17 protein-coding genes are annotated in these 18,433 nt (G+C 38.2%); 6 read left to right on the top strand and 11 right to left on the bottom strand.

Annotation, left to right across the window (positions count from 1 at the left end; all coding sequences use genetic code 11):
• Nucleotides 1–55 precede the first annotated feature (55 nt).
• Nucleotides 56–217 carry a hypothetical protein gene (locus AC0VX1_RS12505; RefSeq protein WP_475471519.1) on the top strand — a complete coding sequence of 54 codons (162 nt, stop codon included), beginning with the start codon at nucleotides 56–58 and terminating at the stop codon, nucleotides 215–217.
• A gap of 315 nt (nucleotides 218–532) precedes the next feature.
• Nucleotides 533–844 carry a hypothetical protein gene (locus AC0VX1_RS12500; RefSeq protein ID WP_098936493.1) on the top strand — a complete coding sequence of 104 codons (312 nt, stop codon included), beginning with the start codon at nucleotides 533–535 and terminating at the stop codon, nucleotides 842–844.
• A 379-nt stretch (nucleotides 845–1,223) separates the two neighbouring features.
• Here AC0VX1_RS12500 and AC0VX1_RS12495 read toward each other — a convergent pair whose 3' ends face one another.
• Nucleotides 1,224–1,895 carry a hypothetical protein gene (locus AC0VX1_RS12495; protein ID WP_475471518.1) on the bottom strand — a complete coding sequence of 224 codons (672 nt, stop codon included), beginning with the start codon at nucleotides 1,893–1,895 and terminating at the stop codon, nucleotides 1,224–1,226.
• 313 nt (nucleotides 1,896–2,208) lie between these two features.
• On the opposite strand from AC0VX1_RS12495, the gene AC0VX1_RS12490 reads away from it, so the two are divergent.
• Nucleotides 2,209–2,418 carry a YqaE/Pmp3 family membrane protein gene (locus AC0VX1_RS12490; RefSeq protein ID WP_034315248.1) on the top strand — a complete coding sequence of 70 codons (210 nt, stop codon included), beginning with the start codon at nucleotides 2,209–2,211 and terminating at the stop codon, nucleotides 2,416–2,418.
• Between the two features lie 60 nt (nucleotides 2,419–2,478).
• Here AC0VX1_RS12490 and AC0VX1_RS12485 read toward each other — a convergent pair whose 3' ends face one another.
• On the bottom strand, nucleotides 2,479–5,049 hold the full coding sequence (locus AC0VX1_RS12485; protein ID WP_475471516.1) for a helicase-related protein: 2,571 nt from the start codon (nucleotides 5,047–5,049) through the stop codon (nucleotides 2,479–2,481).
• Nucleotides 5,050–5,582: 533 nt separating this feature from the next.
• On the opposite strand from AC0VX1_RS12485, the gene AC0VX1_RS12480 reads away from it, so the two are divergent.
• On the top strand, nucleotides 5,583–6,542 hold the full coding sequence (locus AC0VX1_RS12480; RefSeq protein WP_475471514.1) for a sensor domain-containing diguanylate cyclase: 960 nt from the start codon (nucleotides 5,583–5,585) through the stop codon (nucleotides 6,540–6,542).
• Between the two features lie 278 nt (nucleotides 6,543–6,820).
• On the opposite strand, the gene AC0VX1_RS12475 is transcribed toward AC0VX1_RS12480, so the two are convergent.
• A complete protein-coding gene (locus tag AC0VX1_RS12475; protein WP_034312075.1) occupies nucleotides 6,821–7,000 on the bottom strand; it encodes a hypothetical protein in 180 nt (59 codons plus the stop codon).
• The gene (locus tag AC0VX1_RS12470; RefSeq protein WP_475471766.1) at nucleotides 7,001–7,744 is read right to left on the bottom strand and encodes a type II toxin-antitoxin system SpoIISA family toxin; all 744 of its coding nucleotides are present in this window, start codon (nucleotides 7,742–7,744) and stop codon (nucleotides 7,001–7,003) included.
• Nucleotides 7,745–8,004: 260 nt separating this feature from the next.
• On the opposite strand from AC0VX1_RS12470, the gene AC0VX1_RS12465 reads away from it, so the two are divergent.
• Nucleotides 8,005–9,093: an MBL fold metallo-hydrolase gene (locus tag AC0VX1_RS12465; RefSeq protein WP_307730059.1), complete on the top strand. Its 1,089-nt coding sequence runs from the start codon at nucleotides 8,005–8,007 to the stop codon at nucleotides 9,091–9,093.
• A 326-nt stretch (nucleotides 9,094–9,419) separates the two neighbouring features.
• Here the strand turns inward: AC0VX1_RS12465 and AC0VX1_RS12460 are convergent, their stop codons facing one another.
• The 4 genes from AC0VX1_RS12460 to AC0VX1_RS12445 form a co-directional block, all read right to left on the bottom strand.
• A complete protein-coding gene (locus AC0VX1_RS12460; protein ID WP_475471511.1) occupies nucleotides 9,420–10,367 on the bottom strand; it encodes a DMT family transporter in 948 nt (315 codons plus the stop codon).
• Nucleotides 10,368–10,550: 183 nt separating this feature from the next.
• Nucleotides 10,551–12,017, bottom strand: coding sequence for a sodium:solute symporter family protein (locus tag AC0VX1_RS12455; RefSeq protein ID WP_475471510.1), 1,467 nt, complete (start codon nucleotides 12,015–12,017; stop codon nucleotides 10,551–10,553).
• A gap of 17 nt (nucleotides 12,018–12,034) precedes the next feature.
• Nucleotides 12,035–12,256 carry a DUF3311 domain-containing protein gene (locus tag AC0VX1_RS12450; protein ID WP_034312093.1) on the bottom strand — a complete coding sequence of 74 codons (222 nt, stop codon included), beginning with the start codon at nucleotides 12,254–12,256 and terminating at the stop codon, nucleotides 12,035–12,037.
• 76 nt (nucleotides 12,257–12,332) lie between these two features.
• A complete protein-coding gene (locus AC0VX1_RS12445) occupies nucleotides 12,333–13,997 on the bottom strand; it encodes an amidohydrolase (protein ID WP_475471508.1) in 1,665 nt (554 codons plus the stop codon).
• A gap of 356 nt (nucleotides 13,998–14,353) precedes the next feature.
• On the opposite strand from AC0VX1_RS12445, the gene AC0VX1_RS12440 reads away from it, so the two are divergent.
• Nucleotides 14,354–14,680 (top strand): YnfA family protein, encoded by a 327-nt coding sequence (locus tag AC0VX1_RS12440; protein WP_475471506.1) that lies wholly within the window; start codon nucleotides 14,354–14,356, stop codon nucleotides 14,678–14,680.
• Nucleotides 14,681–14,964: 284 nt separating this feature from the next.
• On the opposite strand, the gene AC0VX1_RS12435 is transcribed toward AC0VX1_RS12440, so the two are convergent.
• The 3 genes from AC0VX1_RS12435 to AC0VX1_RS12425 all read right to left on the bottom strand — a co-directional run bounded on the left by AC0VX1_RS12435 (nucleotide 14,965) and on the right by AC0VX1_RS12425 (nucleotide 18,223).
• Nucleotides 14,965–16,215 carry an MFS transporter gene (locus tag AC0VX1_RS12435; protein ID WP_268565895.1) on the bottom strand — a complete coding sequence of 417 codons (1,251 nt, stop codon included), beginning with the start codon at nucleotides 16,213–16,215 and terminating at the stop codon, nucleotides 14,965–14,967.
• A gap of 123 nt (nucleotides 16,216–16,338) precedes the next feature.
• Nucleotides 16,339–17,310 carry a glycoside hydrolase family 43 protein gene (locus AC0VX1_RS12430; protein WP_411740120.1) on the bottom strand — a complete coding sequence of 324 codons (972 nt, stop codon included), beginning with the start codon at nucleotides 17,308–17,310 and terminating at the stop codon, nucleotides 16,339–16,341.
• A 724-nt stretch (nucleotides 17,311–18,034) separates the two neighbouring features.
• Nucleotides 18,035–18,223: a hypothetical protein gene (locus AC0VX1_RS12425; RefSeq protein ID WP_053534951.1), complete on the bottom strand. Its 189-nt coding sequence runs from the start codon at nucleotides 18,221–18,223 to the stop codon at nucleotides 18,035–18,037.
• Nucleotides 18,224–18,433: the final 210 nt, after the last annotated feature.

Genomic DNA, 18,433 nt, shown 5'->3' with positions numbered 1-18,433 from the left:
ACACTGTTGCCTGGAGTGAGTTTTGTTTTAAGTATTAAAACCTGAGGTGATGAGGATGCCTTCTAAACATGATTCTATTCAGCGAGATCAATTTGAATTGATTACTTTAGATCAACTGGTGCCACCGAACCATTTGGTTCGTAAAATGGAGGCTGCCATTAAATTTAAAGAAGATGGCCAATTGAACATGGCGAGGTCCAAAAATGGCCTAACATAGTGCGCTCGTAGAGCCCCAATCTCATAACTTTAGGCGAAATTCAGAGGAAATTTCAAAAGGGGGGCTCAGAATTTATTAATTCCGTACCCCTTTTGTCTACAAACTGTAAGGAATAGCATTAGCTATTCCTTTTATTATCCTTCCCCCTTACCAACTGACTACTTTTTGAACCTATTAAAGGATGATGATATTTCTTATATATTCTAACGAGGTATTTGTTGAAATTTATTTACCAAGAAATTTCAACAAATACGAAAAACATCTATTGAAAATCGCCCTTTTTAGGCACACTAGTATTAAAAACAGGAGGATATTATGACACCTCGGAATGTTCCTGCTAAAGATGATTTAGAAGTGAAAGATACCCCCGCTTCACCTGAGAAGGAAAGTGAAGCAGCTAAACTCAATCGATTATTAGGTGCAGTCATGCGATATTTATCAGATGATGAGCAAGAAGAAATAGATATAGAGTATCTTCTCGAAAACACCGAAGGGCTGCGGGATTGGTGGAGCGAATATAGGGAGCTTGACCGAAAACGGGTCGAAGAGGAAATTAAAAATTCGCTGACGGATCTATCCCTCGAAGAACTAGAAAACATCCGAGAACAAATCCGTACAAAGGCATAAAAAAATCCCTGCATAGGGATTTCAGTTTGTAGAATGGGGTTCTACCTAAAATTATAATAAGACTAGATTATCCTTCATGTTTTTTACTGTAATCCTTATTGGATTGAACAAATTTGCGACACTCCTGTAGAATTACTGGCTAGCCCGGACACCGCAGCCGCTTTGATGCTGCTTGGCAGACAGTAGGCGGAAAGGGAATGGATTTCTGATATCAACTGGAACGTTTTTAAAATAAAAAACGGCAGTCAAACTCGCTTTTTTTTAGAGCTTGTCGTCTGAAATCCCTGCATTGTAACCAGATCTTGCATGAATTTTTTTACCAAAGACATTTTTTGAATTTAACAATATACCGTGCATGCGGCACCATACATCCTCGTATTCAAACGCCACTCAAGGTACTTAGTTTTAGTTGTTCGATCATGGAATCAACCAATGCATGCAATGGATTTAAAACTGTCTGTCCTGTCTGAAGTTCATATCTCCTTGCCGCTTCGACCATTGATAGTTGAGCTACAGACAGCCGTCTATTTTCGTTTTTAAACTGGGATAAATAATTCATGATTTCCTGATTATATCTTTCTCCCAATCCCTGCATAATGAATTCAAAGGCATCGTCGATAATGATGACTTCAAAATCCACAGTCCCATATTTTTCAGCATGTGCAGTTAAACGTTTGACTGTTCCTTCAACAGTGGCAGGGTTCGTGAATAATATCATTTGCGGCTGCTGCAATTGGCAAATTTGCTCAAAATATGGTTCATCGATTTTAATGATGGGCATGGGTAAAGATAGTTGTTCTTCGTTTAATAAAGCAATATAGTTTGTACAAGTTATCAGGATGGCATCCACTTTACATTCGGCAATCCATTCGACCTGTTGTTTAACCTTTTTTTGACCATCCGAATAATTAAAATTTTCATCCGTTGACACCCGCTGCATCAATCCCGGATCTACAAAATGAAGCCATTCAATATCGAATTTCGAGAATGCGTTTTCTATGTATTCTATATTTGTAAAGTGTGCATGCAAACAGCCTATCTTTTTTTTCATAAATCTCCCGCTTTCGTCAGTTAGTATTCTGATTATTCTAACACAAAAACGCGACACATTGACCGATGGCAGCAAAAACGATGAATAACCATGTCCCTTCTGTTATATTGGGGTAAAAGACTGGTTCTTTGAGCCAGATATAACAGGAGGTATGAATCGGGCTCTTGAGCATATATTTATCAAGGCGATAACAAGGGGAATCATCAGGAAAATGGAACATCAGTAACCAAATTGCTGCTCATTAAAGTAAAGTAACCATTAAGAGAAACAAACCGAAGTCAGTTAAAAAACATTATATTGGAGAGTGTTCACCATTCTTTATTTAATTGCGATTCTATTCCCTCCATTAGCGGTTTTATTGGCCGGTAAACCCATTCAGGCTGTGCTTAATTTGGTCCTCACACTATTTTTTTATGTCCCTGGATTAATTCATGCAATCCTAGTGGTGCATGACAAGAAAGCGGATAAACGAATGAAGCGGCAAGCAGCGTTTATTGCTAAACTGAAACGAACGACTAAGTGATTTATGCAAACACCAATAACCCGAATGCAATGTATTCGGGTTATTATCAAAAGAATTCGTTTAATTGAATCTGTGCGTCTTTCTAATCCCTCTATGATAACAAGCGTCACATATTTGAAAACGTGAGTCATCAGGCAGCCTTTTTCCACAGCGCTTGCATTTTTTTTGATAATTCAACATTTCATCTTTTAACTGATCATGAACGCCATCACTGATTTCTTCACGGATACGCTCCCAATAAACAGCTTCCGTACGCTTACCCATCCGATATAAAAATAAAAGATGAAGACCTATCGCTTTATAAGATAGCTCCAATTCCTCAAGATTCCTTGTCTTGATGATCGGTTCAGGAAGGTCACTGTTCTCGGCAATCGCTTCGACCGTTTCCAGCCACTGTCTGATCAGACTTGGTTCTTTTGCCGAAAAAGGAATATGCAGGAAACCATATAAATCCATTAAAGAAAAACGAGCTTCGATTTCTGTATCCCGTATCAGTTCGTAAAGCTCCCTTTCTTCCGATAGCGAAGCCTTTTTCGTGCCTTTAGGAGGCTCAAACCTCTCCCACATTTCGAAAAATGTCCCCAGGTTCCGGTAATATTTTTGGAAACGTTCAAATACAGCAGAGGTTGGGGCGATTGTGAAGGTTTGAACTGGCTCATCTACCTGTTCCAGCAACTTATTCATGATTTTGATTTCTGCTGTAAATGCTACCTTCCCCGTGTCATAAATCCCTTTTCTACCCGCCCGGCCTGCGATTTGCTTGATTTCTTGAGAAGTCAATCTTCTTCTTCGTGTCCCGTCGAATTTTTCATTTTCAAGAAAGACGATGCGGCGTATTGGCAAGTTCAATCCCATTCCAATCGCATCGGTGGCAACGACAACTGATGTTTCACCGCGATTGAATAATTCTATTTGCCGTTTTCTATTTTCAGGAGGCATACTGCCGTATATCATGCTGACATTATGTCCACTCTCTTTAAGCCGGGATGCTGTTTCCAGTACCTGCCTTCTAGAAAAGCAAATGAGGGCATCCCCTTTTTTTGTATACTTCAGTCCAAACTCCCTTTGTTCCACCTCAAGCGGTATTTCCCGTCTGTATTCGTGAAGTTCTAAATCGGCTTCATTCAGAAGGTTCAGAAGCATCTTTTTGATATTATTGCTCCCGATTATGTGTACTTCATTCGCGTTAGCTTGCGTAATTGCCCTAAACCAAGAAAAGCCTCGATCTTTATCGGCAATCATTTGGGCTTCATCTATGACGATTACTTCATGGTAGTCTTTTTCATGAAACATTTCAACGGTACTGGAGACATGTTTCGCACCCTCAATAGCCTTTTCTTCTTCACCGGTTTTTAATGAGCAAGGTACACCATCCGCATTTAATTTATCAAACACTTCCAGTGCAAGCAGTCTAAGTGGAGCCAGGTACATACCGCTTTCCGCTTGTTTCATTTTTTCCAGGGCCTTATGCGTCTTCCCTGTATTGGTCTCACCTATATGCAAAACATATCTAACTTTTTTTCCCAATGATGGAGTATAGGCCTTACCGATGATGTCATCGATCATCCTTTGCTCTTCTGCCCGCTTCCTGGCTTCTTCTGCCAATACTTCAGCTTTCCTTCTTTCTCTGTTCTCCACGTCTTTTTCAAATATTTCTTCGTGCAATATTTCATTAAAAGGAATTCCCTCAAGCTTCAGTAAATCAGAAAGGTATTCTTCCTGAAGCTCATCAAAACAGGACTGAGACAAATCGGCCAATTCATCGCTTAGTATACCTTGAAGGGCTTCAATCGTCAGCCTTTCCCCATATGACTCCAAAAACTCATGATGCAGGGCGGCAGATAGATGGTTCAAGTATTTGTCAGGGGCTAATTTCATTATGAAATCCGCAACTAACCTTTCATACCTGTAGTAGTAATTTTCATATTCATAACGGTTCCGGCCCCAACCGATTAACGAATGGATATCGCCTGTCAGCTCTTCGAAAAAGTCAGTGACCATTAGGTATTCGGCAGCTTGAAAACCGCCCTCTTCAACTAATTGTTCTTCAAGCAAGTACGGATCGACATATTGGAATTTAGGCTTATTCTTCAGATCTTTTGCCATAATACCAGCAATATAATACCTGACATGTAAATATAAAAGAAGTGAGTTATTTTCGAAAAATGAATTGGCTTCTTCTTGCAGCCTTGCGCGTATTTTCCAACGCTGTTTGGCAAGCCGCTGTTCTTCTTGTCGCCTAAAGAATTTCTCCCTTGCATTTTTATATCTCTTCTCCCAATCCTCTTGATTGTCGGCAAAGGTTTTTTTAATCCACGTTAAGCCATCAAATGGGCGATACTTCTTTAATTCGTTCCGGAACATGCTATTGATCAGCTTATGGTCTGAACCTTCCGTTACAAATCCCCTTTCGCTTAAAAAACCCTTTTTTTCCTTTCTGGGCACATCATTTGATGCTTTATTTATCCAAACATTAATCCAAATTTGCTCAATAAAAGTCGTCCTGTCTGATATATATGCTGAATAAGAAGGCATTGTCTCTTGATTCTCTAAATAAAAATCAATATCCTGGATGATTTTTTCTTTTGTATTCTCTATAGCAATAGGATATATACTTTCTAATTTTCCCATAGTGATCCCCTTTTGAATTATCCAATATGTACTTGATTACTTCCTTTTATCCTCCCCAAATTTTTGTTTAAAATGAGCTTGGTACATTCGTTTTATCATTTAAATTCATGAGCTCCGTTATCATGAGAGGATGCAAAAATGCCAGGTTGCTTTACTTTTCAAGATAAATATCAAAAATATGCCAAATATGCACATTAAAGTTACTCTCACCATTTCATTTACAGTATAATGCTATAAATACTGATTAGAATTTATGGATTTATGAAGAGATACCCAGCCTTGGCCAGAATCGTTTTATAATCAGGAGAATTTAATGATAATAAAAAAAAGCCGAAAATAAAGTAAAGGTTCATTTTTCAACTTTCCCGATTACATGATTCATCCATAATACAATTCCAACCCTTTAATTGAGTTTAGAGGAAATCCGGGCAACTGTCACGATATTCAGATTATGCTTTTGTGTCTTTGCTTTGTGTATAAGGAATATCATCAGAAAACCTAATAAGAATATAGATAAAAAAAGGAGCCTGAGAATGATTCAGCAAGATATCAACTATTATAAAAATTTTGATTCCATCGCTAAAGAAGTATTAGCACTATTAGCTCAAACCATTGAGGTCAATACATTTTTCCTTTCTATAGTGAATCCCATCCAGAGTTTCATGATCAAGTCCTTCAATAGAAATGCAAAGTTCATTTGTGAAGGTGACATCCTTCCTTATAATATGGCTTATTGTAAATTAGTTGTTGAGAATGGCTTGGAACCACTCGTTATCCCGAATTTGGGGAAACATGAATTGACTAGTGACCACCCTGCAACAAGGTTTATCGGGAATGGGTGTTTTATGGGAGCTCCCCTTATAAATGAGGATGAAATCATTGGGACATTATGTGCATTCGACATTAATCCTCATGTTTTTAAAGAATATGACCTAACCCTCATTAAGTCTATGGCAGCTTTGATTAGTCATGCCATCAATCTTGAAAAAGGGATTATCAGGGATCCTTTATCAGGTCTTTATAATCGGAACTTCATTTATAATTATTTTGATTATCATCAAGATAAAACGAACGATGAAATGGCCCTTCTTTACATCGATCTTGACCATTTTAAATTTTTTAATGATTCCTTTGGACATGATACTGGTGACGGCGTCATCAAAAAGGCTGCCGAATGTTTTTTGCAAACCGTACCCGAAGGCAGTCAGGTGGCTCGAATCGGTGGTGATGAATTCATTGTATTATTAAATCCTTCGCATTGTGAAGATTTAATGAAAAGCACTCAGCAAAACGCTGAATTATTATTGAACAGTTTATCCACAATGCCCATTACCATTAATGGAAATGATCATTTTGTATCAGCTAGCATAGGGATTAGCTTTTATCCTCATCATGGTATGGAAATGGACTCACTTTTGAAAAAAGCGGACCGTTCCATGTATATAGCCAAAGAGTCTGGACGGAAAAATATTCAATACTTCCACCCTGAGTGATCGTATAAAAAATAAAAAAACCAGTTCTCCTTAGGAGACTGGCTTTCTTTCACCTTAAAAAAATCCAACGTTTCGCTTTCAGCCTTTGCAAAAGCTTGAGCAGGTCGGCATTTGCCTTATGTATCCGTTTCTCGGATGGTGAAGCGGAGGGGACCGGGATGTTAACTCTCTCGGGCTTTTTGTTCATATTCTGAAAGACCCTTCCTATTCTTTGATTTTGAATAGTATATGCGGGTTAACCATTAAATATCATAAGGAAAGGAAAAACCCCTGCCTTTTCATAAAACACTTTTTAACCGGCTGAAGCGTGCAGCTTTTTCTTTTTGTTTCAGAATGATGCGTTCGTTCTGTTTCATCACTTTTTTAGTGTGGGGACTTAAACCTACATCGGGTATTTTAACCTGTGGTTTGATTACGGCAACTGACACGTCGTTGCCGGCTTTATCATAAATGCTCATTTATCCTTCACCACCTGGTTTTTGTTTTATGACCATATCGAACATCATGATTAATAATGCTATCAATAAACAATCGACTTCTGAAACGAAGCTTTCTGATTTAACGTCAAGGATATAGGGTTCCATCAAAATACTAACAGGCTGCAGAGCCATTTTTTCTTCATCATTATAATACGTATCTTCTCTTTCCAATGTAGCACGAATGGTACTGCCATTCAAGTTCGGAACCCCATTTATCACCGACTGCTTGTCCTGTTCGGTTTTGAAAGGAAGGATTTTCACGTTCATCCCTTCCTTTGCTGCATATGCTTGAAGGAGAATGCTCAAATAAGCCAAGTATTCCTTATTCGTTTGATAATACTCAGGTATTCCTTCTTTCTTTAGGAGATGAAACATATTCTTGACCTTTTCCCTATTATCCGTTAATAGTTTATCACTTTCCGCAACGGCTTTTGTTGCATAGGATAGCTCGTTATCGCCAATCTTCGATATATACATGCTCAAGAACACAAACATATCAATCAGGATAAATACGATAGCCATGATCAAGAAATTTTCCCACTCATTAAAAATGCTCATCGGATAGAAATTCCAATAAATCAGTGCTCCCAGTATAAAAATGATATACCAGGTTTTTCGAATCGTTTCAATCCTTTTACTAACCTTCTCTTTATATTTCCAAGAAAGAATGACATAGGCTAATAATGCAATAAATACTACCCATACAAAGACTCTGAAAAACATTAACAATCGATTTATCCCCCTACCATTCAGCTGCTACATTCCTTATCCCGTCCTCTATATTATTCATTATATATACCTCTATTCCCTGCCTGAGACGGGTGAAACTTAAACATTTACCACAAGAAAAAACACTCCATCCAATGTGATTTTACAGATATCTTTATCATTTATATTGTGGGACATCATAGTAAATAACCATATAAATTCTATGATATGATATGTATTAATAAAAGCTATGATTACTATTGGAGGAAGCTATCATGATGAAAATTATTAAGATCCTCATTTCTACTTTTATACTTTTGTTACTTTTCCTTAACCTCTATCCTCCGCTTGGAAGACGGACAAACAAAGAAAAGGTAAAAAGTTTCACTACTAAAGAGAATTTTGCCAAAGGGAAATTCCAAAATCAGATTCCTGCCAGTCAAGCGATGAGTCTTAAGCATACTGGTTCCATTTTACGTGATTTCATAAAACCTAATCCAAAGAGGAGGCCCGACAGTCCCATTGTAATTGGAACAAAAGAACCCTCCGTTTCTAAGAATTCCAATAAAATCACCTGGTTTGGTCATTCTGCTTTCATGTTGGAGTTAGATGGGAAAACCATTTTAGTGGATCCCATGTTTGGCAAAGCACCCACTCCCTTTCCATGGTTCGGGAACAAGCGCTTTAGCGGGGAGCTGCCTTTTGATATCGATATGCTTCCTCCTATCGATGCCGTCCTGCTTTCACATGATCACTACGATCATTTGGATTATTTCTCGATAAAGAAATTAAAAGATAAGGTCAACCAGTTCATTGTCCCACTCGGTGTCGGTGGACATCTAGAAAGATGGGGCGTTAAACAAGAACTGATTCAGGAACATAATTGGTGGGATGAAGCTTCATTCAAGGACTTGCAATTTATTTGTACACCTGCAAGGCATTTTTCTGGTAGAAGTTTAGGCGATGGCAATACGACACTTTGGTGTTCTTGGATAATTAAAGGAAAACAAGAAAAGGTATATTTCAGCGGCGATAGTGGTTATGGCAGCCATTTTAAAGAAATCGGCGAAAAATACGGTCCATTTGATTTAACTTTAATGGAATGCGGCCAATATGATGAACGTTGGTCAACCATCCATATGATTCCGGAAGAAACTGTTCAAGCACACATCGATGTACAAGGAAAACGGATGATCCCCATTCATTGGGCAGGTTTCACATTGTCTTTTCATGACTGGACAGATCCGATAGAACGGGTAACAAAAGCGGCCAATGACCTGGGTGTCCAGGTCTGCACACCTCAAATAGGCGAACCGGTAGTGCTAGGTTCAACGGATTTCCCTCAAACAAGATGGTGGAAATGAAAAAAGGGGTTCGGAAAACGTATCATTCATCAAATGATGTTCCTGAACCAAATGACCCAAAGCAATACCTTCCCCCCTCAGGTCTGGTTTCTATCTAAATGTTATATCTAAGTTGATTGGAGCGGGTGTACGACACTCCTGCGGGTAAAGCGCGTCTAGGGGAGACCCCGCAGGAGTCTCCCTGACCGCCCGCGGAAAGCGAGTGCCCTACGTTCCAATCAACGTCCAAATTTATACAAGCCAAAAAAAACTGTAGACAAACTCGATTTTCATCGAGTTTGTCTACAGTCGAAAGGTCCATCCATATTGGGATGGACCTTTTTCATTTACAATTTCCCTTCATTATATTCAAGATTCACTTTTATTGAATGCTCTTTCTTCACTCCAAAATAATTGGTGCCTATTACGCCTAAAATGATTAGTATCGAACCCAATATATCATAGATCGTAAGCTTTTCATTTAGAATGAGAGCTCCTGCCGCAATCGTGACAACAGTGGAAAGATTGGCAAACACACTCATTTGCGAAGCTTTTATTTTTGATAAAATCGTATTGGATAATAATGAAGTGACCAATGAAGCCAATATTCCCAAATACAAAATGGAACTGATGAATTCCATGCTCGACCATGGTGTAAAGAATTCCGCCATCGTACCTTGTTTTAAATGGGTAACGAGTGCAGCTGCATTAAAAATGACAAAGCCTGTTCCCATCATGAAAAAGGACATTTCACCTGGTGTATGGTTCCTGGCAAGTGAACGGGTCATCGTTGTATAACAAGCAGTTGCAATACAGGATAGCAGGATCAATACCATCCCAAGCATGTCAGAAAAATTGATGCTGCTCCCTTTCATCACAAAAATAAAAATGACCCCAACTACCGACAAGACAATCGAAAGTTTTTGATATAAAGATGTTTTCTCCTTAAGGAAGTATCCAGCTATCATCAATGTTAGAATTGGAGTGACGGCTGACAGAATTCCAGCATCGGTGGATTGCGAATACTTAAGTCCGAAAGTTTGAAAGGCAAAGAAAAGAGTTGGGAATAATAGGGAAAGCGGTACAAGATTTTTAACCGACTCCCAAGAATAGTTCACCTTTATGACTTTTACGGCGACCAGGAATAAAATGATGGCGAAAGAAATCGTGAACCGGAACGCCAAAGTATCAAGCGGATTCGATACAGCAATCGCCATTTTCGTGAATAAAAAAGATAGGCCGACAATACTTGAATGAAATAGCGCTAACATGTATGCAAATGATCGGGATTTCATGGCTGCAACTCCTCAACTAGATTACTATATTCCTATTTAGGTATAGTACCCTTTGCATCTGTATTGCAACCCAAGTTAGAGGTAAAAAAACTGGTCTTTTTTTTTCTGGATATTAACGAATTTAAGCCTATTACAATAATGTATGGTTGAATTAAATCTGAATGCACCTTATCGTAAGAAATATTAATCGACAATGACAGAGTTTTTTGGATAGGTTTCTTCTAATTCAATACTATTGCAGGCAATTGGTTCTTCAAAAGCGGTCTGGGCTTTCTGTTTTCTTTTCAAATACATACTGATGGCATAAGCAACTGTGAAGTTTATCAATAAAGCAATTAAGCCTATATTAATATTCAAGAAATTCATCTGAGCAAGATGCATTCCTATGGCGAACAGATCCCCTGTAATGAGGCCCGCTGCAATACCTGCAGGTCTTATGGAGCGGAAAAAGAAAATCGATAATAATCCAGGCAGGAATTGCCCAAAACCATAATAGGCTGTGTTGATCAAGTTCAGCATCAAGCTCGGCGCCAGCAATGTTAACCCCATCGAACAAAACAGATAGAGAAGAACAATAATTTGGACCCATTTTCTTTGAGATTTTTCAGGAACATTACTTAATAAATTCCTGGAAACTAAACCTCCAACCGCCAAACTAGTTACGGCAAGTACTAAAATGCCCGAGAGAGCTGCCCCAGCAGCCACTAAACCAACTGCCCAAGGAGGAAGGATGCTTGTCACTGTTGCCATGAAGGCATGGTTTGGATTGTCTAAATCAGGGATTGAAACAAGAGCAAAATATGAAGCTAGTATGAGAAACGGATACATCAACATGTACAAGGGCATAAATCTTTGCGTTCTCTTAATCGTACCTTCTGACTTACTAGTGAATACGACAGCAACGATTATCGGCATGCAATAGAAGGCTAATGCTTGAAAAAATATAGTGGTCATGCTGAAAACGACATCTTCCGAATTATCTATCGTAACCATCGCTCCATGTTGCTTAGCCAAATTGAATAGGTTTGACACTCCGTTAATTTCTTTTATAACCACTAACCCGGTGATTATGATCGCTAGAAGCATGATTATATCTTTAAGGATAGAAATGAGTGCTGGAGCTTTCACACCTGATATCGATATATAAATAAAGGCTAAACACCCTGAAACAATGACTGACAGTGTCGGCGATAAATTAAACCCCAATGCGTTAAGCGCCACGACGAGTCCCTCAAATTGCAGCTGTCCCCAAGGAATCATGAAGAGCAATGCGGAAATTGCCACTACCAGTTCCAATCCTCTATGGGAATAATGCCCTTTGAAAATATCCGGTAGTGTCATTGCCCCGTATTTTTTCCCGGCTCTCCACATTAAAGGGGCCATATAATATCCAATGGGGTAAGCAAGAAGTATATAACCTAGAAACCAGATGCCATATCCCGGACCTTTGGCGTATATTCCTCCTGGAAATCCAATCATTGTCCCTATACTATAAATTTCACCAACTGCGAGGAAGAATAGTAATATTCCACTGAATGATCGGCCCCCGACTAAATATTCCTCAACACCAACTTTCCCTTTACCACCCCGACTGTTCAATGCTATTCCAATTGATAAGAGTATAATAGATCCAAACACAATCGCCGCCATTATCCATTCCTCCTCATCTACCCCATCTTTTCATTTTTATATTGATGACGATCATAAATATGCCAAGATATACAAAGACAAAGGCTAGTCAACGGAAACCATAAAAACACCCAAAAATAAAGGATAGGTATTCCCATTACACTGAAATCAAGTTTCGCAATAAAAGGGATGATACCAACAATGGCTATGAAGGGAATGATCACACCTATGAATATACCAGCTAATTTTCGGCGGGACATAATTCTCCACCTTTCCTTTTATAAGGTTATTAATGATGCGTTCCATCGCATAATTTGCTAAGTTTAACAACTTTTTTCAATATATTAAACTCCAATCCTTCTGGTATACAACCTGACCATTCACGAGAGTGGCGATAACTGGAATATCCTTAATTTCCAATGGGTCGACCTTCAATGGATCTTCTGAAAGAATAACGAAGTCCGCTCTCTTTCCGATTTCGATACTTCCGGTATTCTTTTCGTCAAAATTAAGTTCCGCCCCCCATATCGTCATTGAGCGCAGTGCACTCTCAACGTCTATCCTTTGTTCAGGCCCTAATACTTCCCCTCCCATCGTAATGCGATTAACTGCAGCCCAAACTGAAAATAACGGTGAGATAGGTGTTACTGGACAATCGGAATGCACAGTAAATAGCAAGTTATTTAGAAGTGCGTCTCTTAAGGGGTTTATACTGTTGGCTCTTTCAGGCCCAAGAAAAAGTTTTTTATGCCTGTCCCCCCAATAATAAACATGATTAATGAAAAATGAACCTGCTACGCCAAGCTTTTTCATTCGTTCTAAATCGGATTTAGTCACGGTTTGCAAATGTTCAATTCGGTGGCGGTGATCGATGCGTGGATTTTTTTTCAGTGCAAATTCATAAGCATCTAATATGGAGCCAATGGCCCTATCCCCGTTTCCATGCGTTGTTATGCGAAACCCCCTTTTGTTTAAATCAAGAACTTCTTCATTAAATTCATTTTGTTCGTGTAATAAGTCTCCGGAAACACCAGGATTACAATGGTATGGCTGCCGCAATGCCGCTGTTAACCCTTGAATTGACCCATCTTGAAACAACTTAGCACTATCAAGACGAGCACGACCGCAGGACTTTTCAATAATTTCCAGATTAAGTTCATTAGCAGTATATTTTCCTAATTCATTTCCTTCCCGCAGGAGATTGTGCATGACCATTAAGCGCATTCGCAATGGATTTTTTCTTTCCGCGATTGCTTTAAGATGGGCTTCCAGTTCAACTATGCCCATATTCAACCCTACACCGGCGTCAGTATTTGTAGTGATCCCTGTTTCTAAGTAATCCTTCGAGCCTTCGCTTAATAATGAAACCAATAAATCCAAAGACGGTGCCGGAATCTTCTTTTCAACCATATTCATGGCAGGCAGCTCATATAAAATACCATTCAGTTGCCCTGATCCATCCCTGCCTAGATGTCCACCAGGAGGGTCCAAAACAGTTTCATCCATTCCTGCCATTTTAAGAGCTGCAGAATTAACCACTCCGAAGTGTGCGGATACATGCCTGATGAAAACGGGATGATCAGGTACAACTGCATCCAATTCAGCACGGGTTGGATGCCTTTTTTCTTTTAAAAGAGTATCATCATACCCAAAACCCAAAATCCAATTCTCTTTTTCAGTTTGTTTAGCCATGGAAAGAAGGCGGGCTTGTATATCTTCAATGGTTTGGTTAAGGGGCGAGCTACAGTTTGCTTGTTTTCGAAACTGTGAGTACATCAATAAATGGTTGTGGGTGTCGATAAAGCCCGGAAGCAATGTTGCGCCTTTTAAATCGATAACTTGTGTCCGGCTGTTATATTCAATGGACGCGCGAGGTGGTTTCGCTTCAGTCCAGATTCCAATGATGATTCCATTACTTACTGCTACAGAACCTCCAATGCGACTTTTTTCATCTAATGTCAAAACGTTTGCGTTCGTTATCAAGAGATCCACCTGAACCATAAAAATGCCTCCTTTAATGAGTTATTCAAAAATTCCTCTATACGTAATGACACTTCCGCTATTTATTTACCTCCCTCTATTAGATTGAAGTTGTTTTTAATGCCTTTACACCAACTCATCACAACGTCAGTACCACTTAATAGTGAATGATACACACAGCGTTTTAAAAAGTCAATAAGAAGTCAGAATATTCAGCGATATATTTCAACCTCATCATACTAAAACCAAATTATATGAAGAATCATATTCATGCATTAACGGTGAAGCCCAGTTAATTTACTAACAACACTGTAAAGTATGATCATTTACCGTTTAATCTATGATAAAATTTCAACGAGGAAGCGAGGTATACATATATGTTGGTTACTATTGTAATTTTCGTTATGGCTGGTCTGGCGGAAATTGGCGGCGGTTACCTTATTTGGCTTTGGTTAAGAGAAGGTAAATCCATTTTTCTAGGTTTAGCCGGAGGTTTCGGGTTGGTGTTATACGGTATCATTGCAACATTTCAAACGTTCCCTACCTTTGGCCGTGTATATGCTGCATATGGCGGGGTTTTCATTGTTCTTTCTGTTTTATGGGGGTGGGGCATCGATAAGAAAACCCCTGATTTATATGATTGGATTGGAGCTATAATCTGTTTGGTCGGTGTTTCAGTCATTATATGGGGCCCTAGACAGTAAAAGAATTAAAGGGCATAAGACCCTTTAATCAGACTGTAGACAAACTCAAAGAAAAAGCTGGAACGTTTTTTTATAAAAAAACGTTCCTGCTTTTCAGAAATCCGCTCCCATTCCGCCAACTGTCTGCCAAGTCTCATCAAAGCAAGCGTCTTGGTGTCTCGGCTACCAATTTTTTCTTGCAGGAGTGTCGCAAAGTTCTTCAATCAAACATTTGAAAACGCATACATAATTTATGATAATCTTTTTCATAAACTGGTTCCCGATTAGAATACAACTCATGATTATTAGTTAGTTGCACTATAAAGGGGCGGTTTAATTTCGATTTGCATTTTTTTGTCATTTGATAGAGTAAAGTAAGAAATAAGGGTAACAAGTAAAACAACTGCGCTTAAGCAATAATATGTGTTTTGGAAACCCATGAATGAATACATACTACCCGCTACGGAAGAAAAAATAGTAATGGCACTCTGTTTCGCAAAATTAAATGCCAGTAAATAAATGGTTGCGCTTAGCCTAGTATCAAATACTCCTGTAATGTATTTAAAAATGGAAACTAAGAGTAAGGGCATTTCAAAAGCTGCAATCAACCTGAATATTGATAAGAGAACAGGACCCGTAGCTATTGCACTTCCAAAAATACGAACGAAAGTTAATACACCGAAAAGAATCAGCCCATTTTTAGCACCCATTTTATTTACGATCACAGGGGCAAAAATCATTAATATGGCTTCAAGTCCAACTTGAATGGAGACTAGCTTACTAAATATATCCGTTCCATATTCTTTAGAAGAAAAGAATTGTACATAATAGTTAGGAAACTGTTGATCGAACACATCATATATGGCGGCCGTGCCGATTATTAAGAATGAAAGGTACCAGAAGTTCTTTATTTTAAATATCGAAAAAACAGCTTTTTTACTAATTTCATTTCCTTTATCCTTCGAGCCTCCTGACTTGATATGGTCTTGACCTTCTATTTTAGCCATAAATAATAAGATAGCTAAAAAAACTGCAGCACCTGATGCAAACCAAAAAATTGAATTAGGGTTTTTTACAAACATTACTCCCCCAATCAATGAGGCCGTAGCCCCTGCTATAGATCCGAATAACCTTACCCTGCCATATTCAAAACCATTATTACGACTCACTCTTTCTATATAGGATTCAACAACCCCCACCCCGCCGTTGAATACTGCACTAAGGTATACACTTCCTATAATTGCTCCTATAACTATATTCGCTTTTAGTAATGGGGCATAAAGGAAGCTGAAGAAAGGCCCCATAAACATTAAAAGGATTACGACAACCCAAAATAAGTTTTTTTTGAATCCCAATTTATCTGAAATGATTCCTAAAAAAGGTTGATAACATAATGCAATTAATGACATCGATGAAAAAACAATGCCTGTTTCACTTGGGTTAAGACCGGCAACATCTTCTAACCATAATGGGAGGAAACCAAGAACGATTGCCCAAATTATAAAGTAAAAATAAAATAGTCCTCCAAAATTCCAAAAACCTTTAGAAACATTCATATAAGGTCCCCTTTACGTATTATATAAGTCAAATTTAACTATGCTAAAATGCAAGTGAATCTTTCCACGGCATTGCAGAAAGATTCCAAGCTGAATATTAATATTTCATCACTAGCTTTTACTTTAACTTTTATTCACCGCATCCGGTAATGGGATCCCAAAGTTTGGAGAGCCATCCTGGTTCCATTTAAATACTTGTGCCCGTGTATGGCGATTGGGATCATACAAGGGGTCCCCTTCAATTTCGGTATAATTACGAGCATGGTAAATTAAAATATCCTCGCTCCCATCCTCTGAAACTGTAAAGCTATTATGACCTGGTCCATATTGTCCATTTTCCGGTGCACTTTGAAAAACAGGATTTGGAGATTTAGTCCAAGAAGCAGGGTCTAACAAATCACTATCTTCCTCAGCCGTTAGTAAACCCATGCAATAATTATGATCTGTTGCACTGCATGAATAAGTAATGAAAACCTTTCCATTTCTTTTAAGCATTGCTGGACCCTCATTTACATGGAAACCAATAGTCTCCCAAGGTAATTCAGGCTTTGAAAGCATTACCTGCGGCCCCTTAATTGTCCAAGGATTTTCCATTTCCGCAATATATATATTTGAATTACCTTTAATGTTAAAATCCCTTTGTGCCCATACATAATATAAAATACCTTTATGTTCAAAAGCGGTAGCATCTAATGAAAAAGATTCCCATTCTGTCTTAACTTGTCCCTTATGAATCCATTCTCCCTTTAATGGATCGGGACTTTCATTCTCAAGTACAAACATTCGGTGGTCGAACGTTCCGTTTACTGGTTGGTCGGTTCTCGCTGCAGCGAAGTAGATGTACCATTTTCCCTTTATAAAATGAAGTTCTGGAGCCCAAATCAGTGAGCTTTGCGGTCCAGTCTCATTTTTTCTCCAGACAGTAATAGCCTCCGCTTTACCTATTCCTTGAATAGTTTTAGATCGCCTGATTTCAAGTCGGTCATATTCTGGTACGGATGCAACAAAATAATAATAGTTATCCGAATGCTTATAAACCCAAGGATCTGCTCTTTGTTCAACAATTGGGTTCTTATAAGTTTGCATTGTATTCATATTTTAGTCTCCTTTTTGTTTACGTCTACTCTTTGAATCTAGTTGCAATTATCTATTTCGATAACGATATCTGAAATTTTTTCTGACGGTTGAGATCCCCCCTATTGGATATATTTAATATTTTTTGCTCCGCCCGATAAATCTTAATGATAAATAAATCGATAATTAATACGGACTAATTTTACAAAAGTGTAAATATTCTTAATATTTATCCGTACAAATAAATAATAATTTGTCTTTTTAAAGATGTCAACGCTTTCTTTTGTTATTATTTTGAAAATTCAGATGAATATATCTCAAAATTTATACGTACATCTTTTAAAATTCATTTGAACCTTGATTCGTTAGATTGAAAGGTGAATCGGGACACTGATAAAAACCATTTCTATATCGAAACCTTCATGTTAACTATCTTGTATATAATTCAAGCAATTATAAAACCACTTTTGGCGAGAAATCACTTTCCTCTTATTGACAAGTTTGCTGACACTCGATACATGAAATTTTTCCCTCCGAATACCATGGTCAAATTATTAAACTAAGAATTGCCCAATTCTTGATGCGCTTAAAAAAGCCCTCTTATCAAAAGAGGGCTCAGTTTGTATGTTCCAATCAACGTTCAAATTGTACAAGCCATAAAAAAACTGTAGCCAAATCGATTTTCATCGAGTTTGACTACAGCCTGAGCCCTCTTATCAAAAGAGGGCTTTTACCTAATATAGTTTTAAGCTTCCAAGGCTTCTTTACGCTTTCTTTTCCTTGATTCTGTTATTAGATCATAACCAAGATAAAGGATGATGGCTCCGCCTAACAATTTAACATATAACGGAATGTCCGCTACAAAGAAATAAATCATAGAGAATAATGTCCCTATAATGCATAACCAAAAAATTACATGTTTTAAAATTTTCAAAGTATTGACTCCTCACAAAAGATGAGATTAATTTCTAGTTCGCTCCACTTCAAGGGAGAATTAATTATCCATACCATCATTCTAACATTTATTCTTTATAGTAAGAGTGACTCATATTGCGAAAATATGAACATTTAAGCAACTTTTCTCAAAAGTAGGTCACGCCAAACAACTCCTGGAAAACCTTTACGCTATTTCTTGTCAATTTTC

It is taken from the genome of Peribacillus sp. QJM3NY_7 (assembly GCF_056173225.1).
Note: the sequence above shows the minus strand (reverse complement) of the source record. Positions and strands in the feature narration are given on the sequence as shown.